The sequence below is a fragment of the Pseudomonas sp. TH21 genome (assembly GCF_016651025.1).
Classification (GTDB): domain Bacteria; phylum Pseudomonadota; class Gammaproteobacteria; order Pseudomonadales; family Pseudomonadaceae; genus Aquipseudomonas; species Aquipseudomonas aylmerensis.
In genome coordinates this window covers 5038712-5059823 of record NZ_JAEKEQ010000001.1, presented here as the reverse complement: position 1 = coordinate 5059823, position 21112 = coordinate 5038712, and the positions used below count along the sequence as shown (strand labels likewise).

The window sequence follows — 21112 nt, the reverse complement described above, 5'->3', positions numbered from 1 at the left end:
GCATTATATCTACACCACTGTCAGCGTCCAATACAAACGTTTGTTTGAATTGCCCGCAGGCTAGGTAAATCAAAGAGGCGCGGCTTATGACTGGCTATTTTGCCGTATTGACCAGAATAGGTGTTCCGGTCAATATACGGTCGGTTTTGCGCTTACCGTAGGCAGACTGCAGGTTTCAAGAGCACGTCCAAAAGCAAGACAGGTGACGCGCGTCCAAACAATGGCGCGCAGTTTACACGCTGCGATAAAGAATGACCTCTCAGTCACCACTGACGAACGGTCGTCACTTCCCGTGAGCAAGGTCACTCGCCGAGGTTTTTGGAGGTGCCCTTGTGTGCCGATGAGCATCAACCGCCAGGTTCGCCTAGGCGACTTTCTTTTCACCGGAGAGTAACGAGGAATCCATGAAGGTTCTTGTAGCTGTCAAACGCGTTGTCGATTACAACGTGAAAGTTCGCGTCAAGGCGGACAATTCCGGCGTCGACCTCGCTAACGTCAAGATGTCGATGAACCCTTTCTGCGAAATCGCCGTGGAAGAAGCCGTACGCCTGAAAGAGAAAGGCGTGGCGACTGAAATCGTCGTGGTTTCCATCGGCCCTACCACTGCTCAAGAGCAGCTGCGTACCGCACTGGCACTGGGCGCCGACCGCGCCATCCTGGTTGAATCCGCTGAAGAGCTGACCTCGCTGGCCGTGGCCAAGTTGCTCAAAGCCGTTGTCGACAAGGAACAGCCTCAGCTGGTGATCCTTGGCAAACAGGCCATCGACAGCGACAACAACCAGACTGGCCAGATGCTGGCTGCACTGACCGGTTACGGCCAGGGCACCTTCGCCTCCAAAGTCGAAGTGAGCGGCGACAGCGTGGCTGTGACCCGTGAAATCGACGGCGGCGCACAGACCGTTTCGTTGAAACTGCCGGCCATCGTCACCACCGACCTGCGTTTGAACGAGCCGCGCTACGCGTCCCTGCCAAACATCATGAAAGCCAAGAAGAAGCCGCTTGAGTCGGTGACTCCAGACGCTTTGGGCGTTTCCACCGCCTCCACCAACAAGACCGTCAAAGTCGAAGCGCCAGCTGCACGCAGCGCGGGTATCAAGGTCAAGTCGGTGGCTGAACTGGTCGAGAAACTGAAAAACGAAGCGAAGGTAATCTAAACATGACTATCTTGGTAATCGCTGAACACGACAACAAGGTGCTGGCCCCGGCTACCCTGAACACTGTGGCGGCCGCTGCGAAAATCGGTGGCGACATTCACGTATTGGTAGCAGGTCAAGGCGCTGGCGCCGTGGCTGACGCCGCTGCGAAAGTGGCTGGCGTGAGCAAAGTATTGCTGGCCGACAACGCCGCCTACGCGCACCAACTGCCGGAAAACGTTGCCCCGCTGGTCGCGGAACTGGGCGCTGGCTACAGCCACATCCTGGCTGCCGCTACGTCCAACGGCAAAAACATCCTGCCACGCGTTGCTGCGCAGCTGGACGTTGACCAGATCTCCGAGATCATCTCGGTAGAAAGCGCCGATACCTTCAAGCGCCCGATCTACGCCGGTAACGCCATTGCCACCGTGCAATCGACCGCTGCCATTAAAGTGATCACCGTACGTGCCACCGGTTTCGACCCGGTTGCTGCTGAAGGGGGTTCGGCTGCGGTTGAAGCTGTTGCTGCTGCCCACGACGCTGGCACTTCGAGCTTCGTTGGCGAAGAGCTGGCCAAGTCCGATCGTCCTGAGCTGACCGCTGCCAAGATCGTCGTTTCCGGCGGCCGTGGCATGCAGAACGGTGACAACTTCAAACACCTGTACGCCCTGGCCGACAAGCTGGGCGCTGCGGTCGGCGCTTCCCGCGCTGCCGTCGACGCAGGTTTCGTACCCAACGACATGCAGGTCGGCCAGACCGGCAAGATCGTTGCGCCACAGCTGTACATCGCGGTCGGTATCTCCGGCGCGATCCAGCACTTGGCCGGTATGAAAGACTCCAAAGTGATCGTCGCGATCAACAAGGATGAAGAAGCACCGATCTTCCAGGTGGCTGATTACGGCCTGGTGGCGGACTTGTTCGAAGCCGTTCCCGAGTTGGAGAAGCTGGTCTAATCCAGTCGCTTCACTTATAAAGAGCCCGGTCCTTGTGACCGGGTTTTTTTTTGCCTTGGTAGGCGCCGGCTTGCCGGCTCCTACAAGGGATGCGTTTGTGATGGGGAGAGTCTGTGATGGAATTGCGTCGTTGGGTGGTGCTGTTGCTGGGTGTGTCACTGCTTCCGAGCCTGACGCTGGCGGCGGGCAAATGTGAGCGCCTGGTCATCACCGGCAGCCCGGATGCACCGCCGTTGCTCTGGCGTGATCCCCAGGACCCCACGCACCTGATCGGCGCCACCGCCGATGTGTTGCAGCAAGTCGCCAAGGACCTCGGCTTGAAGGTCGACCTGCTCTACGGCGGCAAACGTTCCCTGGCCCTGGATGAAGTGCGCAGCGGGCGCATGGACATCCTCGCCGACGCACCGCTGAACCTGGGCGAGCTGGAGACCCTCGACTACATCCACCCGGCGCTGGTGCAGACCGACTATCTGGTGTGGACACGCAAGGACTCGGCACTGGTCTACAACACGGCCGCCGACTTGCACGGCCACAAGGGCGCAGTGTCGGAGCGGGCACGCTTGAGCCGTGAGTTCGAAACCCTCGCCGATCAGCAACTCACCCTGCAACGTCTACCGAGCCTGACGCCGGCCTTCCAGAAACTGTTGCTGGGCGAGGTGGATTACGTGCTGGCCGGGCGTTACTCGGGCATGGCCATGGCCCAGACACTGGGCATGAGCAACGACCTGCTCGCCCGCGAAACCCCGATCGATCAGCCCGGCCTGTACCTGGCGATTTCCCACAACTCGGCCTGCAATGATCCGTGGTTGCGCGGACAGCTCGCCAAAAAGATGACAGAATTGCCCGGGTCTGGTGTGGCGGAAGCCGCGCTGCAGCGCAATCTTGAGCGTTGGAAAGCGCAATTGCAACAACCCGTCGGCACCCCAACAAAGTAGGGATTTTCAGTGACTCTTCGACCTCTTTTCGCGGCCCTCGCCGTTGTCGCTCTGGCGGGATGTGCAGCCGATCCTGCGCCGAATGAACAAATACGCCTCACCCAACAAGCCTTGGAACAAGCCAGCGCCGTGGGCGCCAGTACTGATGACTCGCCCGAATTGAAACTGGCCGAAGACAAGTTCGCCCAGGCCAAGGCCGACATGGCCGATGAATCCTACAAAGACGCGCGCATGCAGGCCGAACAGGCCGAGCTGGATGCGCGCCTGGCTGAAGCCCGGATATTGACCCGCAAGAGCCAGGAACAACTCAACGTGCTCAACACCCGCATCACGCGTCTGCGCAAGCAATTGCAGTTGGGGGAAGCCCAATGAGCCCGATGATCCGTGCCGTGAGCTGTGTGTTGCTGCTGGGCAGCGCCGTGTTGGGCGGTTGTGCCAGCCATCCCAATGGCGAGCAGGCGCTGCAACAGGCCGGCAACGACTTCCAGAAGGTCAAGGAAGACGCCAATGTGCTGCGCTTCGCCCCCAAGGACGTGATCCGCGCCGGTGAGTCCCTCGCGCGTGCCGATCGCTTGTCCAGCTACTGGGGCAGCGGCGCCGACGTGGTGCATTACGCCTACCTGAGCCAGCGCTACAGTGCCATCGCTCGCGAGCACACTGAGCAGGCGCTCAACCAGGAGCGTGGCGCCAAGCTTGAATTGGAGCGCCAGCGCCTGCAGTTGGCCCTGCGTGAAAACAAGCTGATCAGCGTGCAGCAGCAGGGCAAATGGCTCGAAGAGCAGATCGCCAGCCTGGCCACCACCCAGACCGATCGCGGCCTGGTGATGACCTTGGGCGACGTGCTGTTCGATACCGGTGACGCCGAGCTGAAAAACTCGGCCAACCGCACAGTGCTGAAAATCGTGCAGTTCCTGCAACTGAACCCTAAGCGCGTAGTGCGCATCGAGGGCTACGCCGACAACACCGGCGGCGAGCAGGAAAACCTCAAGCTGTCGCGTGACCGTGCGCAATCGGTGGCCGATGTGCTGGTCGACCTCGGCATCGATGAAAAACGTATCCAGGTCGAAGGCTACGGCGACCAGTATCCGGTCGAGGCCAACGCCTCCGAGCGCGGCCGCGCGCAGAACCGTCGAGTGGAAATTGTATTCTCCGACGAGAAGGGCCAACTGGGCGCCGCCCGATAAGGCGCCAACGCAGATCAAAATGTGGGAGCGGGCTTGCTCGCGAAGACGGCGTATCAGTCACCCTTTAAGTGGCTGATGCACCGCCTTCGCGAGCAGCCCGCTCCCACATTTCGTTTCGGTGCAGAGCTGGAATTCTATTCCCCCACCCCTACAGTTTTTACTGTCACTCCCGCCCGCGCTCGACTATTGTGGCAACTGTCCCCGTACACTTCTAAACTGTGCCGGTATGTTTCACACAAAAATAAAATACCCGTGAAATCGAGTGCTGCGTCATGACCAATCTGTTGCTTTACCAACGTATCGCCCAGCAACTGGCTGAGGACATCCGGCGCGGTGTCTATCAACCGGGTGAGCGCGTGCCTTCGGTGCGCAAGATGAGCTCCCAGCTCAACGTCAGCCATGCCACGGTGTTGCAGGCCTACGCCAACCTGGAAGACCAGGGGCTGATCCGGGCGCGGCCGCAATCGGGCTACTACGTGCACCAGACGCCGGCGCTGACGGCGCCAACGCCGGACATTGCCCGTGTCGAGCGTCCCGGGTTGGTCACCCGCAGCAGCATTATCCAGCAGGTATTGGGCGAGTCGCGCCGTGAAGGGGTGTTCCCGCTGGGCGCCGCCGTGCCGAGTGTCGACTACTTGCCGGTCCGCGCGTTGCACCAGCAGCTGGCCAAGGTCACTCGCTTCCAGAGCCCGCGTGCGTTCAGCTACATGTTCAGCCCGGGTTTCGAGCCGTTGCGCCGCCAAGTGGCGATACGCATGCGCGACGCCGGCGTGGTGGTGGACCCTTCCGAGGTGGTGATCACCCACGGTTGCGTGGATGCGTTGCAGATGTCGCTGCGCGTGCTCACACGCCCAGGCGACCTGATTGCCGCCGAATCACCAACCTACTACGGCTTGCTGCAACTGGCCGACCTGCTCGGCCTCAAGGTCATCGAGATCCCCAGCGACCCGTCCACCGGCATGAGCCTGGAAGCCCTGCAACTGGCGGCCAACCAATGGTCGATCAAGGCCCTGGTGTTGACCACGCGCCTGAGCAATCCCCTGGGCGGCACCATGCCCGAGGAGCGACAGAAACAATTGCTGCGGCTGGCCTCGGACTTCGATATCCAGATTGTCGAGGACGATATCTACGGCGAGCTGATGTTCGAACTCGGTCGCACCAAGGCCCTCAAGGCCTATGACCGCCTGGACCGGGTCATCTACTGCTCGAGCTTTTCCAAGACGTTGTCGCCGGGGGTGCGCATTGGTTGGATGATCGCCGGCAAGTACCAGCAGGAAATCCAGCGCCTGCAGATGTTCAGTACCCATTCCGCCTGCAGCGTGACCCAGATGGGGGTGGCGGCGTACCTCGAGAACGGTGGCTACGACCGCCACCTGCGCTACATCCGCCAGGAATATCGCAAGAACCTCAGCGCTTTCCAGCTGGCGGTGCAGCAGTATTTCCCGGAAGGCACCCAGATGACCCGCCCGACCGGCGGCTTCATCCTGTGGGTCAGTTTGCCCGGACGGGTCAATACCCAGGAACTGCACGTGCGTGCCCTGCAACAGGGCATCAGCATTGCGCCGGGGTTGATCTTCAGCAATACCGAGCAGTTCAACCACTGCATCCGCCTCAATTGCGGCACGCCGTGGAACCGCGAGGCAGAGCGGGCGCTGATGACGTTGGGGATGTTGGCCAGCCAGTTGTGCCAGGAGACGGCAGCCGGCTTTTGAGCGGCGTATTGGGGACAACTCCGATAGCTGGCTAATCACCGCGCTTGTCATGCCGCGCACAACAAGCGAGCATATGGCCCTCTGCCGTTAATGCTGTAGGCGATATGACCTCAATTGTTCGTGCTGCTTTGGTGATTGGCCTGTTAAGCCTGTGTAACGTCAGCCCGGTGCTGGCGGCAACGCCTGTGACTGACGCCCAGCCCGCCGCCAGCAACCAGCAGAAAACGCCTGCAAAAAAACCGGCACCGGCGCAGAAAGCCGCCGCGACCAAGAAAAAAGCCGCCACGGTGAAAAAGCGTGCACCGGTAGCGAGCAAGTCAAAATCGGCCCGCGAAGTGGCCCAGACCCAACTGGCACCGGCACAGTTGGACCTGACACTGCCTACGGACATGGTCCGGCACCTGCAGCCCCTGGGCACCATGCCCAAGCCCAAAAGCGTACCGCTGCTGCCGCCGATGTTTGGTGACAAGCCCACTGACAACAGTGCCTTCCAGATCAACGGGCGCCTGCTCAGCAATGAAATGAAACTGCAACTGCGCAACGAAGAGCGCCGCGATGTTGAAGGCGCGGCGTTGGAGTTCGAGTTCAAGCAATAAACTTTTCGCCTTAACGTGACGTCACCCCTCGACCATCTGTCGCAGACTGGTCAGTCACTTTTGTTTTCTGCGAAAAACCCCTGTTAGACCATTTTAAAACGGCTGTTTAAGGGCGTACTCTAGCCCGGCCATCCACATTGAGTCGTCGAGGACCTTTTGGTCATGAAATGCCGTGAAGGCTGTGGCGCGTGCTGCATCGCCCCCTCCATCAGTTCGCCATTACCGGGCATGCCACACGGCAAACCGGCCGGCGAACGCTGCCTGCACCTGTCTGTCGAACAGCTATGCCAGCTGTTCGGCCGGCCGGAACGCCCGGCGGTGTGCAGTGATTTCAAGGCCGATATCGAGGTCTGCGGCACCGACCAGGCCGATGCAATCCGGTTGATCGGCTGGTGGGAGCAGATGACGGCGGCTTGATGGGCTTTACTATCGGAACTTCAACAATAAGGAATACAACAATGGGTTCGCTGAAACGAATGGCTGTGTTGTGCGGTTTTACGCTGGTGTTTGCTGCCACTGCCCAGGCTGAGGATTGGCAAGTCGCCAAGGACGAAGACGGAATCAAAGTGTCCCTGAGCGAAATTGCCGGCTCCAAGTACAAGGCCTATCGCGGTGTGACCGTGATCAAGGCACCTGTGGCCAAAATCGTCGCCCTGCAGGAAGACGTGGCCGGTGCCTGTGCCTGGATCCACGAGTGCAAGTCCCAGAAGCTGGTCGACAAGAAAGGCGACGAGAGCTGGACCTACACCCAATTCAAGGCCCCGTTCCCCGTGACGGACCGGGATTCCTACCTGCATATCACCACGACCAAGGCGGCCGACGGCACGCTGACCCGTAAGCTCGAGGGCGTCCCGACTTACAAGCCTGAAGAAAAAGGCTACGTACGGGTTGCCCAGGTCGATGGCTTCTGGAAACTCGTGCCAAAAGGCGACAACCAGACCGAAGTCACTTACCAGGTGCACACCGAGCCAGGTGGCAGCGTGCCTTCGTGGTTGGCCAACAAGTTTGTGGTGGACGCGCCGTTCAACACCTTGAAAGCCTTGAAAGAACACGCTGAAAAATAAGCGCAGTTGATCTGGTGCCTCCTGACTTGAGTGGAACGTTTGGCGAACCCTCAAGGTCCAGATAGTGGTAAGCCCACACACGGGTTTTATCGAGGAGGCACCGATGCAAAAGTGGCAGATTACCTTCGTTGATGATCACGGCGTTCAGTCCGTCGAGCAGTTCACCTGCGATCAGAAGCCCAGCCTCGAAGATGCGGCACACATGATTCGCAACAAACTGGTGCCCATCGCCGCTGAACTGGACCTCAATGACCTGGAGGGCCGCAAGCCTGAGCCTACGGTCAAGATCCTCAAAGACCAGAACAGTATCCAGATCCTCGACATCTCTCCCGCCGCCTGAATATTCCCTGTACACACTTAAAGCGCCTCTGGTGGAGGTGATAGCTTCGCGCTACTCTGCAAGTGAGATCAGCGAACGAATCGCTAAGGTCTGGTCTTGTCAGCTACATGCTTGTTTTCCAGCGGTGATGTTTTTGCCGTAGCTCCCACGCCAGTACGGCGTGGGCTTCGGGAAGCACGGAAAGTCTATCCATCAATTCGAGGAGCACTTTTCATGAGCACAGCCTATCAAGAAGACATCAGCACCAACGTTCTGCGCCGCATGAAAGAAGGCGGCTTCGACTTCTCGCGTTTCCACCCCATTGAGTTCTACGCCATATTCCCGGATGAGGAACGGGCGCGCAGGGCTGCGGGTGAATTTCGTGGGGAATCCCTGAATGCCCAGGTCAGCGCGCGCGACGATGGCGCCTGGTACCTGGAACTGAGCAAAATCATGTTTGCAACCTACGACGGCATAGGAGACTTCGAGCAGGACTTCGAGGCGGTAGTCGAGCCTCTGGGCGGCATTATCGAGGGATGGGGCGTCAAGCAGGAGGTGCGTGGGTTACCCATGTAGCAGTATGAGAAACACAGCGTATCGGCTGACCTTCGGGTCGGCCGATTTTGTTTGTGGCCAGCCCTAATCGCTGTCCGGTTCGGCATCGTCGCCAACCTCACTATCACCGCACCTACACAGCATTTCTCCAGCCAAAAAAAAGCCACCCGAGCAGGGTGGCCTAAAGGGAAGAGCGTTGCGCTGAAGCGGTAGTACTCATGCTGTTCAGCAGATGGTTGCGATTATCCGCAAGCGCGACCGGGCAGTGAAATCAACTCTGACTATGCTGTTGATAGCCAAAGCGCGCATTGCGATGAAGCGTGCGCCTGTGCGCGGGGCATTCTGCGCACCAGGACGGTGCGAGCAGATCCCTTTGGTTATTCAACGCACTGATTTTTAAGTGTTTATGCCGCTGGCACGGGCCTTGCGAAGGTTCAAGCGTCCGGGTGACAAGGAGTTCGGCATGATCCGCACTTATTACGACGAAATGTACGACGGGGCAGGGCAGGTTCGCCCCCATTACCGCGAGTTCGCCCGCTGGTTGGCTGATACCCCTGTTGAACTGCTGGCCCAACGCCGGCGCGAAGCCGATTTGCTGTTTCACCGCGCCGGGATCACCTTCACCTTGTACGGCGACGAGCAGGGCACCGAGCGCCTGATTCCCTTCGACACCATCCCGCGCAGTATTCCCGCCAGCGAATGGCGGATGGTCGAGCGCGGCTGCATCCAGCGGGTCAAGGCGCTGAACATGTTTCTCGCCGACCTGTACCACGAGCAACGCATCATCAAGGCCGGCATCATCCCCGCCGAGCAGGTGCTGGCCAACGAGCAATATCAACTGGCGATGCAGGGGCTGAACCTGCACCGCGACCTGTATTCCCACATCTCCGGGGTCGACCTCGTACGCGACGGCGACGGCACTTACTACGTTCTCGAAGACAACTTGCGGACACCGAGCGGCGTCAGCTACATGCTCGAAGACCGCAAGATGATGATGCGCCTGTTCCCCGAACTGTTCGCCGCCCAGCGCATCGCGCCCATCGATCATTACCCCAACCTGCTGCTCGATACCCTGAAAAGCTCCAGCCCCCTGGATAACCCCAGTGTGGTGGTGCTGACCCCGGGCCGCTTCAACAGCGCGTTCTTTGAACACGCTTTCCTGGCCCGCGAAATGGGGGTGGAGCTGGTGGAGGGCGCCGACCTGTTCGTGCGTGATGACCGGGTGTTCATGCGCACCACCGACGGCCCCAAGGCCGTCGATGTGATCTATCGCCGCCTCGACGATGCGTTCCTCGACCCGCTGGCGTTCAACCCGGACTCCATGCTCGGCGTGCCCGGCCTGCTCGCCGCGTATCGCTTGGGCAATGTGGTGCTGGCCAACGCGATTGGCACCGGAGTGGCGGATGACAAGTCGGTGTATCCCTTCGTCCCCGAGATGATCCGTTTCTACCTGGATGAGGAACCCATCCTGCAGAACGTGCCTACCTTCCAATGCCGTAAGCCCGACGAATTATCCCACGTGCTGGCCAACCTGCCGGACCTGGTGGTCAAGGAAACCCAAGGTTCCGGCGGCTACGGCATGCTGGTCGGCCCGGCTTCGACGGCGGCTGAAATCGAAGCCTTTCGCGCACGCATCAAGGCCAAGCCCCACGCCTATATCGCCCAGCCTACCCTGTGTTTGTCCACCTGCCCGACCTTCGTCGACAACGGCATCGCCCCGCGTCATATCGACCTGCGCCCATTCGTGCTGTCCGGCAAGGAAACCCGCGTGGTGCCTGGCGGGCTGACCCGCGTGGCGTTGCGCGAAGGGTCGCTGGTGGTCAACTCGTCCCAGGGCGGCGGCACCAAAGACACCTGGGTGGTCGAGGATTGAATTATGTTGAGTAGAACTGCCTCGGATTTGTACTGGATGTCGCGCTACCTGGAGCGTGCGGAAAACCTCGCGCGCATGCTCGATGTCAGCTATTCGCTGTCGTTGATGCCCCAGGATGGGCGCGGCGATGGCCTGCATGAATTGGCCATGCCGCTGTTGATCACCGGCACGCTGGAAGATTACCGCGAGCGTCATGGCGAACTGCACGCCGAACACCTGCTGCATTTCTTCGCCCTCGACGCGGCCAACCCGGCGAGCATCTACAGTTGCCTCGGCGCCGCGCGGGCCAGCGCCCATGCCGTGCGTGGGCGAATTACTGCGGACATGTGGGAAAACATCAACGCGACCTGGCTGGATATTCGTGATATCGCCCAGCAGGGCTTGAGCCGCTACGGCATGAGCCGGTTCTGCGAATGGGTCAAGGAGCGCTCCCACCTGTTTCGCGGGGCGACCTACGGCACCATCATGCGCAACGATGCCTTCCGGTTTATTCGCCTGGGGACGTTTATCGAGCGTGCCGACAACACCCTGCGCCTGCTCGATGCACGCTATGAAATGGCCGGCGACCGCGCCGAAGCTGTCACCGACGGCACGGCCCACGCCTACTATCAATGGAGTGCCTTGCTGCGCGCGTTGTCGTCGTTCGAGGCCTACACCGAGATTTACCGCGACGCCCCCGGCGCGCGACAAGTCGCGGAACTGTTGCTGTTGCGCGCCGATGTCCCGCGTTCGCTGCGCGCCTGCAGCGAAGAGATCGACCAGATCCTCGCCAGCCTGCCCGGCCTCAACGGCCGCCCGGCCCAGCGCCTGGCCGCCGAAATGGACGCGCGCCTGCGCTTTACCGCTATCGATGAGATTCTCGAGGAAGGCCTGCACGCCTGGCTGACCGACTTTATTCCCCTGGTCCGCCAACTCGGCGACGCCATCTACAGTTCCTACCTGGAGGCCGCATGAGACTCTCCATCAGCCACGAAACCACCTACCGCTATGAAGACCAGGTGCGCAACAGCATCCAGTACCTGCGCCTCACGCCCCACGACAGCGAGCGCCAGCATGTGCTCAGCTGGCAGTTGGACCTGCCACGTCCAGTGCGTGCGCAGGTGGACCCGTTCGGCAACATCCTGCATGTGCTGACCCTGGACGAACCCCACGACGCCATCATCATCGGCGCCCGTGGCCAGGTGGATATCGACGAACTGCGCGAGGCCGAACACGAGAGCCAGTCGGCTTTCCCATTCCTGCGTTGCACGCGCCTGACCGAGCCCGACGAGGCCTTGCGCGGTTTTGCCCAACAGCATTGCCATCAGCGCCGCGATCGCACGGCGCTGATCGACCTGATGCACGCCCTGCACCAGTCGATGGTCTACACGCCGGGCTCCACCGAAGTCGACACCTGCGCCGCCCAGGCCTTTGCAGGGCATGCGGGTGTGTGTCAGGACCACACCCACGCGTTCCTGGCCTGCGCGCGCAGCCTGGGGATTCCTGCGCGTTATGTGTCTGGATATTTGTACACCGAAGACACCGCGCACCTGGCCAGCCACGCCTGGGCCGAAGCCTGGCTGGATGACGCCTGGTACAGCTTTGATGTGACCAACCAACTGGCCCGGCCGGAGCGGCACTTGAAACTCGCGGTCGGCCTGGACTACCTCGACGCCTGCCCGGTACGCGGCATGCGCCGTGGCGGCGGGCATGAGCAGATGCATGCCAAGGTGTTCGTTGCGCCGACGCCGGTGATTTCCGTCCAGCAGCAGTAAACGACTGCTCGAAGGGCAACTGCTGAGGTTTGTGGTGAGCGGGCTTGTTGTGGCAGGCGGGCTTGTTGTGGCAAGCGGGCCTGTTGTGGTGAGTGGGCTTGTTCTGGCAAGCGGCTTGTTGTGGTGAGCGGGCTTGCCCCGCGTTGGGCTGCGCAGCAGCCCTAAAACCCTGCACTGAGGAGTGCCTGACACAATGCATTCTGCTTTATCGGGGCTGCTGCGCAGCCCAACGCGGGGCAAGCCCGCTCGCCACAACAAGCCCGGTAGACACAACAATCTCAGTTGCCAGAACAAGCCCACCTACCCATCACCCAGCATTCACGGCTGCTGCTTACGCCCCGCCATATGCTTCAAATAACCCACCAATAAATCCAACTCGCTGTCTGGTAACACGCTGGCGGCGAATGCTGGCATTTTTGCCTGTGGCCAATGCCGCAGGCTCTGCGGGTCGCGGATATAACGTTTGAGGAAGTCGGCGCCGAAATACTCGGTGGGGTTGTAGGGAATATTCAGGTCCGGCCCCACCTGCGCATCGCCGGCGCCATTGAGGCGATGACAGGCCAGGCAGTTTTTCTGGAACAACGCGAGGCCCTGATTGACCGGGTCATTGGCGGCCAGCGCCGGGTCGGGCAACAGCGCGGGGAAGCGCTCGGCCACCGTCTTCAACTGTTTGATCGTGGAAATCTGGAACGGCCACTGCTCAGGGCTGATATGCCCAGCTTGCGGATCGGTCCACACCAGGTAGAACGGCCCCGCACTCGGCTTGCCGTCGGCCAGCGCGGGCCAGGGGTGAGCCGGGTCCTCCACGGCCAGCCAGGCGCGGGCGCCGCGGGTTTGCAGCAACGGCGCCGCCGCCAGTTCGGCGGCAAATCCATCCAGGGCGACGGCTTGCAGATGAGCTTCGGGCGTGAGACCCGGTAGGAGCACGGCCAGCGGTACCGCGCGATAAGTCATATTGCGCTTGTAGGAAACGTCATCGACGATCTGCACGGTCTGCGCGTCCGGATGCTTGAGCAGGTCGGTGGTCTGCCAGGTCTTGCGCGTGTGGTCGAGTTCGATGCTCAACGAGGCTGCCGTGGCAGGTACGGCAATGAACAAGGCGAGAAGGGCGAGGATGAATTTCAACGGATAAGCCCGATGCGAGGGGACGATGGGGCTCACGATAGCGCAAATTCGCACGCAAAACGGCAGCGCCTGCAACAGGACCGCTATACGCAATGTCCCGGCAGGTGCTGCCAAAAACTGCAGTCCTGGTGCTGTGTATGCACGGAATGTGGCGAGTGAGTGGTCACCCAATGACCTTGGTCAGGTTGGGCAGGATCAGAATCAGTGTGGTGGCGAAAAGAATGAGTCCCGCCTGACGTACTTTCGAATGTTTGAACATGGCTGACTGCCTTTTGTTGTTATTCCTGAGCGTCAAATGCGTGCCGGTAAAATCTACTATGCCGTTATGACGTGTCGCTTTTCTTACAGTTGCTCCAGCAAAACCCGGCAGCAACTTCCTACTGATTGAACCTTAGAGCCCTCGTTCTGCGTGGCTTAGATCCATTTAATATCAGCTAATCAGGATTTCAGCTTAAAACGCTATGAGGCCTATCGCCATCTTGGCGCCAATGCCTTGGCTAGACAGCTAAAACGATTAATCAAGCAATACGCGCGTAAGCCTACCGTTCGTCCGAGCGTGGTGGTCAAAAGCAATGAGCGCATCCGTCATTGAAACCGTGTCAATCGGGCCTAAGGTAGGGGCACACATGCACAGCGGTTCGAGGATGTCATGACCCAAGCTTTGATCTTTGATGCGATACGCACGCCCCGGGGCAAAGGCAAGGCCGATGGTGCCTTGTACAGTGTCAAGCCGGTCGACTTGGTGGCCGGTCTGCTGAGAGCGCTGGCGCAACGCAGCGACCTCGACACGCACCAGGTGGATGACATCGTGCTCGGCTGCGTCACGCCCGTGGGGGACCAGGGCGCGGACATCGCCAAGACCGCCGCGCTCGTCGCGGACTGGGCCGTCAGCGTCGCCGGCGTTCAGATCAACCGCTTCTGCGCCTCGGGCCTGGAAGCGGTCAACCTCGGCGCGATGAAAGTGCGTTCCGGCTTTGAGGACCTGGTGGTGGTCGGCGGCGTCGAATCCATGTCCCGCGTGCCGATGGGCAGTGATGGCGGCGCCTGGGTACTCGATCCGCACACCAATATGCACAGCCACTTCACGCCCCAGGGCATCGGCGCCGACCTGATTGCCACCCTCGAGGGCTTCACGCGCGAGGACGTCGATACCTTTGCCCTGCAGTCCCAGCAGAAAGCAGCCAGGGCGCGCGCCGACGGTTCATTCAGCAAGTCGCTGATCGCGGTGCAGGACCAGAACGGCATTGTGCTGCTCGACCAGGATGAATTTATCCGCGGTGACTCCACCCTCGAAGGCCTCGGCAAGCTCAAGCCGAGCTTCGAAATGATGGGCCAGATGGGCTTCGACGCCACCGCGCTGCGGGTCTACAGCCATGTAGAACGCATTCACCATGTGCACACGCCGGGCAATAGCTCCGGGATTGTCGACGGCGCTGCGCTGATGTTGATCGGCTCCGAGGCCAAGGGGCGCGAGCTGGGCCTGCAACCGCGGGCGCGAATCGTCGCCACGGCGGTGACCAGCACCGATCCGACCATCATGCTCACCGGCCCGGCGCCGGCTACCCGCAAGGCCCTCGCCAAGGCGGGTTTGCGCGTTGAAGACATCGACCTGTTTGAAGTCAACGAAGCGTTTGCGTCTGTCGTGCTCAAGTTCATCAAGGACATGCGCATCGACCCCGCGCGGGTCAACGTCAACGGCGGCTCCATCGCCATGGGCCATCCGCTGGGCGCCACCGGTTGCGCGATCCTCGGCACCCTGCTCGACGAACTGGAGGCGCGCCAGCAACGTTACGGCCTGGCCACCCTGTGCGTGGGCGGTGGCATGGGCATCGCCACCATTATCGAACGCCTCTGAGCCGAAGGAATTTGTCATGACCGAAGCCATTCGTTACGAAAAAGGCCAGGACCAGATCGTGGTGCTGACCCTCGACATGCCCGGCCAGAGTGCCAACACCATGAACGGCGTGTATCGCGAGGCCATGGCGGCCACCGTCACGCGCCTGGAAGCGGAAAAGGAGCAGATTGCCGGCGTGATCATCACCTCGGCAAAGAAAACCTTTTTTGCCGGCGGTGACCTCAATGAACTGATCAAGGTCGACAAGGCCCACGCCAAGGATTTCTACGACGGCGTGCGGGTGCTGAAGGCGCAACTGCGACGCCTGGAAACCCTGGGCAAACCGCTGGTCGCCGCGATCAATGGCGCCGCGTTGGGCGGCGGCTGGGAGATTTGCCTGGCGTGCCACTACCGCGTCGCGCTGGATGACAAATCGGTGCAGCTCGGCTTGCCGGAGGTGACCCTCGGCCTGCTGCCGGGCGGCGGCGGGGTGGTGCGCATGGTGCGCATGCTCGGCCTGGAAAAAGCCCTGCCGTATCTGCTGGAAGGCAAGAAAGTCCGCCCACAACAGGCGTTGCAGGCTGGTTTGATCCAGGCGCTGGCGCTGAACCGCGATGAGCTGCTGGCCAAATCCCGCGCGTGGATTCTGGCTAATCCAGAGGCCAGGCAGCCGTGGGACACCAAGGGTTATCAGCTTCCAGGCGGCACGCCGTCGAACCCCAAGGTTGCGCAGATGCTGGCAATAGCGCCGTCGATTTTGCGCAGCAAGACCCAGGGCTGCTTCCCGGCGCCGGAGAAAATCCTCTGCGCCGCCGTCGAGGGCGCCCAAGTGGATTTCGACACCGCGCACCTGATCGAAACCCGCTATTTCACCGAGCTGGTCACCGGGCAGGTGGCGAAAAACATGATCGGCACCTTCTGGTTCCAGCTCAATGAGATCAACGCCGGTCGTTCCCGACCCGAGGGCTTTGCGCCTTATGTGACGCGCAAAGTCGGCGTGCTCGGCGCCGGGATGATGGGCGCAGGCATTGCCTATGTCAGTGCCTGCGCCGGCATTGAGGTGGTGCTCAAGGACATCAACCAGGCGGCGGCCGACACGGGCAAGGCGCACTCGGCGGCGTTATTGGACAAGAAGGTCAGCCGTGGGCAACTGACCCCGGATCAGCGCGAAAGCACCCTCGCGCGCATTCATCCTACGCAGGATGACGCCGACCTGGCTGGTTGCGACCTGATTATCGAAGCCGTGTTCGAAGACCGCGAACTCAAGGCCAGGGTCTCTGCGGCTGCGCAACAGGTGGTCGGTGCCGAAGCGGTGATCGCCTCCAACACCTCGACCTTGCCCATCAGCGGCCTGGCCACGGCGGTGCCCGACCCAGGCAAGTTTGTCGGCCTGCATTTCTTCAGCCCGGTGGACAAGATGCCCCTGGTAGAAATCATCAAGGGCGCGCACACCTCGGACGAAACCCTGGCCCGGGGGTTCGATTTCGTACTGCAGATCAAGAAGACCCCGATTGTGGTCAACGACAGTCGCGGCTTTTTCACCTCGCGGGTGTTCGGCACTTTCACGAATGAAGGCATTGCCATGCTCGGCGAAGGGGTGGCCGCCGCCATGATCGAGACCGAGGCGCGCAAGGCGGGGATGCCGGTGGGGCCGTTGGCGGTGTCTGACGAAGTGTCTCTCAGCTTGATGAGCCATATCCGACAGCAGGCGGCCAAGGATCTGCAGGCGGAAGGTAAAAGCGTGCCGAGCCATCCGGCGACGGTGGTGATTGACCTGTTGGTGAACGAGTACAAGCGCGTGGGCAAAGCGGCGGGGGGCGGCTTTTACGAGTACCCGGCGGGCGGGCAGAAGTATCTCTGGCCGGAATTGAAAAGCCGCTTTGAACAGCCCGGGCAACGGATTTCGGCACAGGATGTACGCGACCGTTTGCTGTTTATCCAGGCTATCGAAACCGTGCGTTGCGTGGAGGAGGGCGTGTTGCTGTCCACCGCCGACGCCAACATCGGATCGATTTTCGGCATCGGCTTTGCGGCCTGGAGCGGTGGCGCGTTGCAGTTTATCAACCAGTACGGCCTGAACGACTTTGTCGCCCGCGCCCGTTATCTGGCCGAGCAATATGGCGAGCGGTTCTCGCCGCCGGCGTTGTTGCTGGAGAAAGCGGCACAGAACGCGACGTTCTGACGGTTTTGGGTATGCGCGGGGCTTGCCTTGTCAGGGTATTTCAAGGCAGGCTCTGGGGTGTGCATTATTCCCATCACCGTGTCAGGTATTTTTTATGTCGCTACGCGTCTGTATCCTGGAAACCGATATCCTGCGTCCAGGCTTGATCGATCAATACCAAGGGTACGGGCAGATGTTCAAGCGCCTGTTCTCCAAGCAGCCGATTCCCGCCGAGTTCGTCGTGTACAACGTGGTGCAGGGCGAATACCCCGCGGACGGTGAAGTGTTTGACGCCTATCTGGTGACCGGCAGCAAGGCCGACTCCTTCGGTACCGACCCGTGGATCCAGACCCTCAAGACGTACCTGCTCGAACGCTACGAGCGTGGCGACAAGTTGCTCGGCATTTGCTTCGGCCACCAATTGCTGGCGCTGCTGCTGGGCGGCAAGACCGAGCGTGCCGGCCAGGGTTGGGGCATGGGCATCCACGACTACAAACTCGATGCCAAGGCGCCGTGGATGAGCCCTGAAGTGGAAGAGCTGACGCTATTGATCAGCCACCAGGACCAGGTCACCACGCTGCCGGACAACGCCACGGTCATTGCCTCCAGCGATTTTTGCCCGTTCGCCGCGTACCACATCGGTGACCAGGTGCTGTGCTTCCAAGGCCACCCGGAGTTTATCCACGACTATTCCCGCGAATTGCTGGAGATTCTTCAGACGACCCTGGGCGAAAAGGTCTACACCAACGGTGTGTCCAGCCTGGAGCGTGACCACCACGGCGTGACCGTGGCGGAATGGATGATGCGCTTCGTGGCGCACAAGCCCGAGGCCCGGGTTTAAAGCCAGCCCGAGCGCTTGAAACTGGCCCACAGGCTGGTACAGCCCACCGCGATAAATCCGAGCACGGCAAAATAGCCGTAGTGCCATTGCAGCTCGGGCATGTTCTGGAAGTTCATCCCGTAAATCCCCGCCACCGCGGTGGGGAACGCGAGAATCGCCGCCCACGCGGCGAACTTGCGCTGCACCACGCTCTGGCGCGACGCCTCCAGCAACACCCCGATTTCAATGGTTTGGCTGGCGATGTCGCGCAGGGTGGTGAGATCTTCCATCTGCCGCGTCACGTGGATTTGCACATCACGAAAATACGGGCGCATATTCTTGTCGATAAACGGGAAGCTCAGCTTCTGCAGCTCCTGGCTGATCTCCACCATCGGCGCCACGTAGCGCTTGAGCCGCAGCACGTCGCGGCGCAGGCCGTGGAGGTTCTGGATATCGACTTCACTGAGGGAGTTGCACAGCACATTGCGCTCCAGCTCATCGATCTCGGCATGGATCGCCTCGCTCACGGGCTGGTAGTTCTCGGTGACGAAATCGAGCAGCGCATAGAGGACGAAATCTTCGCCATGCTCCAGCAACAGCGGCCGCGCCTCACAGCGCTGGCGCACATAGCCGTAGGATGCCGAGTGGCCGTTGCGTGCGGTAATGATGTAGCCGTTGCCGGCAAAAATATGTGTCTCGATAAACTCCAGCTTGCCGTTGTCGCGCACCGGTGAATAAGTGACGATAAACAGCGCATCGCCGAAGGTTTCCAGCTTGGGGCGGCTGTGTTTTTCCAGGGCGTCTTCGATGGCCAATTCATGCAGGTTGAACTGGCGTTGCAGGTTGGCCAGCTCCTGTGCGCTGGGTTCTTCCAGGCCGATCCACACAAAGTGGTCGGGTTTGGCGGCCCAGGCCGCGCCTTCGTCGAGAGTGATGTCAGTGACTTTCTTTCCGGCGCTGTAGACAGCGGCCGCAACAACTCTACCCATGATACTGATCACTTCTTATTGGGAGGACAGGTGTTGGGCAGCTTAGCCTGAATGGCGTTCCCTTGTGGCCGTTGGCGCAGCGTGCATTTTTATCCGCAGCATGGGGGGCGGTGCGGCCCCACAAAATCACAAAGGCGCGGGTGTCCAGGCGGTTTGCAGTTCGCGGTCCATCCCTGCAATGCATTCATCCATTTGCGCCTGGCAGGCCTGCATCAACTGCGGGATGTCGTCTGCAGTCAGGCCTGACGTAGGAATCGGCGGCAGCGAGCGTATGAGCACATCACCGCTGTTCCAGCGATTGAGCTGCATGTGGGTGACGTAATTGCTCACGCACACCTGCACGATCGGTACACCGGCGGCAATCGCCATATGGAACGCACCTTTCTTGAACGGCAACAGGCCTTTGCCCAGGTTGCGCGTGCCTTCCGGAAACACCCAGATCGACGTGTCCTCATGCTGCAAGGTGTGTGTAGTGGTAAGCATCGCGCGGCGCGCCTTGTGCGCGTTGCCGCGATCAATCAGCACATTGCCCGCCAGCCAGAACAGCTGGCCGAACAGCGGCACCCACTTGAGGCTTTTCTTGGCGATACACACCGTGCGGTGCGGCACCACGGTGCCGAACACAAACAGGTCATAGTTGGACTGGTGGTTGGCAATGATCACGCATGTACCGGGCTTGTTGCGCAGCGAGTCCACGTCGGCCTTCACATTCAGGCGCAGGATCCACATGGCTGGCAGCGCGTAGAGGCGAGCACATAAACGGCTGTTATCCGGGTTGAACGGCCGACAGACACCGATCAGCACGCCCAGTACGCCGGCGACCATAAAGTGCAGGCCCATCAACAACATACGCAACAGAAAAAGCATCGAAACAGCCCATCGGGACAAAAGGTGGCGCAGTGTACGGTTGTGCACTGTATTCGGCAATTACCCCTGTAGAGGGAGGAGATAGGCGATGTTTAAGTACATGTTTCAACATCTGCTGACATGGGCAGGCTAGAGCGGCTGAGGATGATTCGAATTTATCTGTAAGAAAAAGCCCGACTCAAGGTCGGGCTTTTTTATGCGGCTGCAGGCTTTAGCTGAGGATATGGCCCTGGTCCTGGATGATCGCATCGTCCAGCGCTTCCAGCAGCGCTTTGCGCACCTTCAACTTGGTGTGTTTGTGGGCGTTCATATTCAGCTTCTTCAACTGACGGGCCGCTTCCAGCGCTGCAGCATGCAGCTCTTGCGGTGCGACCACCTTATCGAGGAAGCCTGCGCCCAAGGCGCCTTGCGGGTCGAACATCTCGGCGTTGATCACCGAACGATGAAACGCGGATTTGCGCAGCCGATCCCGCGCCAACTCGATCCCGGCGTGGTGCATGGTCATGCCGATTGCCACTTCATTCAGGCCAATGCTGAACGGCCCTTCCACACCAATCCGATAATCCGCCGACAACAACAGGAATGCGCCCTTGGCGACCGCATGCCCAGGGCACGCCACAATCACCGGAAACGGGTGCGACAACAGGCGACGCGCCAACGTCGAGCCCGACGTCACCAGGCCGATTGCCTCTTTAGGGCCGGCCGTCATCACTTTCAAATCATAACCACCCGACAAAATCCCCGGCGTCCCGGTGATGATCACCACCGCGCGGTCCTTCTCGGCCTGGTCCAGCGCTGTATTAAACGCACTGACCACATCGGGAGAAATGGCATTCACCTTGCCGTTGCTCAAGGTCAGGGTCGCGATACCGTCTTCGAGGTGGTAAGCAATCAACTCACTCATGACGCGGTTCCTTGTAGGACTTGTTATAGATAGGCTGTTTATAGAAGCGTATGCACAGACGTTACCCACCACGCCCGTCCCGGTAAAGCGCCGTGACTGACTACCCAGTCAGACTTTTCCCGCATGCCGGTCGCCCAATAGCCTAAGGCAGGGCGCAATCGCCGTTCCAGACGCGTGCTGCTCATGCCCAAGAATGGCAGAATCACCACCCCTTGCCGGGCACCTCCCGGTATAGCGGTCTAAGCGCATGAAAATTCTGAAAAAAACCTTTGCCATCAGAAAGGCTTTCGACTACATTAGCGCGCCTCGACAGACTGAACTGGTTTGACGAGAT

Annotated in this window: 21 protein-coding genes; 17 read left to right on the top strand and 4 right to left on the bottom strand. The window is 60.4% G+C overall.

Going from position 1 to position 21112, the window contains the following annotated elements; all coding sequences use genetic code 11:
- Nucleotides 1-404 precede the first annotated feature (404 nt).
- From JFU04_RS22270 to JFU04_RS22205, 14 genes are all read left to right on the top strand, one after another.
- Complete coding sequence (locus tag JFU04_RS22270; protein ID WP_016973648.1) at nt 405-1154, top strand: electron transfer flavoprotein subunit beta/FixA family protein; 750 nt, start codon at nt 405-407, stop codon at nt 1152-1154.
- A gap of 2 nt (nt 1155-1156) precedes the next feature.
- On the top strand, nt 1157-2086 hold the full coding sequence (locus tag JFU04_RS22265) for an electron transfer flavoprotein subunit alpha/FixB family protein (RefSeq protein ID WP_065909352.1): 930 nt from the start codon (nt 1157-1159) through the stop codon (nt 2084-2086).
- A 116-nt stretch (nt 2087-2202) separates the two neighbouring features.
- The gene (locus JFU04_RS22260; RefSeq protein ID WP_065909354.1) at nt 2203-3021 is read left to right on the top strand and encodes a substrate-binding periplasmic protein; all 819 of its coding nucleotides are present in this window, start codon (nt 2203-2205) and stop codon (nt 3019-3021) included.
- 9 nt (nt 3022-3030) lie between these two features.
- A complete protein-coding gene (locus JFU04_RS22255) occupies nt 3031-3393 on the top strand; it encodes a DUF4398 domain-containing protein (RefSeq protein WP_065909356.1) in 363 nt (120 codons plus the stop codon).
- The gene (locus tag JFU04_RS22250; protein ID WP_065909360.1) at nt 3390-4205 is read left to right on the top strand and encodes an OmpA family protein; all 816 of its coding nucleotides are present in this window, start codon (nt 3390-3392) and stop codon (nt 4203-4205) included. The genes JFU04_RS22255 and JFU04_RS22250 overlap by 4 nt, the downstream gene beginning before the upstream one ends.
- A gap of 272 nt (nt 4206-4477) precedes the next feature.
- Nucleotides 4478-5917, top strand: coding sequence for an aminotransferase-like domain-containing protein (locus JFU04_RS22245; protein ID WP_017527404.1), 1440 nt, complete (start codon nt 4478-4480; stop codon nt 5915-5917).
- Between the two features lie 104 nt (nt 5918-6021).
- Nucleotides 6022-6513 carry a translation initiation factor 2 gene (locus JFU04_RS22240; protein ID WP_120449515.1) on the top strand — a complete coding sequence of 164 codons (492 nt, stop codon included), beginning with the start codon at nt 6022-6024 and terminating at the stop codon, nt 6511-6513.
- 162 nt (nt 6514-6675) lie between these two features.
- Nucleotides 6676-6930 (top strand): YkgJ family cysteine cluster protein, encoded by a 255-nt coding sequence (locus JFU04_RS22235; protein ID WP_065909363.1) that lies wholly within the window; start codon nt 6676-6678, stop codon nt 6928-6930.
- A gap of 41 nt (nt 6931-6971) precedes the next feature.
- Nucleotides 6972-7577 carry an START domain-containing protein gene (locus JFU04_RS22230; protein WP_065909364.1) on the top strand — a complete coding sequence of 202 codons (606 nt, stop codon included), beginning with the start codon at nt 6972-6974 and terminating at the stop codon, nt 7575-7577.
- A gap of 103 nt (nt 7578-7680) precedes the next feature.
- Entirely contained in the window at nt 7681-7917 is a 237-nt protein-coding gene (locus JFU04_RS22225) for a hypothetical protein (protein ID WP_065909365.1), read from the top strand.
- Nucleotides 7918-8130: 213 nt separating this feature from the next.
- Complete coding sequence (locus JFU04_RS22220; RefSeq protein ID WP_015885395.1) at nt 8131-8472, top strand: ribonuclease E inhibitor RraB; 342 nt, start codon at nt 8131-8133, stop codon at nt 8470-8472.
- A 442-nt stretch (nt 8473-8914) separates the two neighbouring features.
- On the top strand, nt 8915-10324 hold the full coding sequence (locus tag JFU04_RS22215) for a circularly permuted type 2 ATP-grasp protein (RefSeq protein WP_120449513.1): 1410 nt from the start codon (nt 8915-8917) through the stop codon (nt 10322-10324).
- Between the two features lie 3 nt (nt 10325-10327).
- Nucleotides 10328-11278: an alpha-E domain-containing protein gene (locus JFU04_RS22210; protein ID WP_065909369.1), complete on the top strand. Its 951-nt coding sequence runs from the start codon at nt 10328-10330 to the stop codon at nt 11276-11278.
- Entirely contained in the window at nt 11275-12078 is an 804-nt protein-coding gene (locus JFU04_RS22205) for a transglutaminase family protein (RefSeq protein ID WP_065909371.1), read from the top strand. Before JFU04_RS22210 ends, JFU04_RS22205 begins: the two co-directional genes overlap by 4 nt.
- A 318-nt stretch (nt 12079-12396) precedes the next feature.
- On the opposite strand, the gene JFU04_RS22200 is transcribed toward JFU04_RS22205, so the two are convergent.
- The gene (locus tag JFU04_RS22200; protein ID WP_201146438.1) at nt 12397-13203 is read right to left on the bottom strand and encodes a c-type cytochrome; all 807 of its coding nucleotides are present in this window, start codon (nt 13201-13203) and stop codon (nt 12397-12399) included.
- A gap of 649 nt (nt 13204-13852) precedes the next feature.
- On the opposite strand from JFU04_RS22200, the gene JFU04_RS22195 reads away from it, so the two are divergent.
- The 3 genes from JFU04_RS22195 to JFU04_RS22185 all read left to right on the top strand — a co-directional run bounded on the left by JFU04_RS22195 (nt 13853) and on the right by JFU04_RS22185 (nt 18039).
- Nucleotides 13853-15058 (top strand): acetyl-CoA C-acetyltransferase, encoded by a 1206-nt coding sequence (locus JFU04_RS22195; protein WP_201145721.1) that lies wholly within the window; start codon nt 13853-13855, stop codon nt 15056-15058.
- A gap of 16 nt (nt 15059-15074) precedes the next feature.
- Entirely contained in the window at nt 15075-17219 is a 2145-nt protein-coding gene (locus JFU04_RS22190) for a 3-hydroxyacyl-CoA dehydrogenase NAD-binding domain-containing protein (protein WP_201145720.1), read from the top strand.
- A 94-nt stretch (nt 17220-17313) separates the two neighbouring features.
- Nucleotides 17314-18039: an amidotransferase gene (locus tag JFU04_RS22185; protein WP_201145719.1), complete on the top strand. Its 726-nt coding sequence runs from the start codon at nt 17314-17316 to the stop codon at nt 18037-18039.
- On the opposite strand, the gene JFU04_RS22180 is transcribed toward JFU04_RS22185, so the two are convergent.
- The 3 genes from JFU04_RS22180 to JFU04_RS22170 form a co-directional block, all read right to left on the bottom strand.
- A complete protein-coding gene (locus tag JFU04_RS22180) occupies nt 18036-19007 on the bottom strand; it encodes a magnesium and cobalt transport protein CorA (RefSeq protein ID WP_065909380.1) in 972 nt (323 codons plus the stop codon). The genes JFU04_RS22185 and JFU04_RS22180 overlap by 4 nt on opposite strands.
- A gap of 126 nt (nt 19008-19133) precedes the next feature.
- Nucleotides 19134-19874 carry a 1-acylglycerol-3-phosphate O-acyltransferase gene (locus JFU04_RS22175; RefSeq protein ID WP_201145718.1) on the bottom strand — a complete coding sequence of 247 codons (741 nt, stop codon included), beginning with the start codon at nt 19872-19874 and terminating at the stop codon, nt 19134-19136.
- Between the two features lie 211 nt (nt 19875-20085).
- The gene (locus JFU04_RS22170) at nt 20086-20778 is read right to left on the bottom strand and encodes a crotonase/enoyl-CoA hydratase family protein (RefSeq protein WP_201145717.1); all 693 of its coding nucleotides are present in this window, start codon (nt 20776-20778) and stop codon (nt 20086-20088) included.
- Nucleotides 20779-21112: the final 334 nt, after the last annotated feature.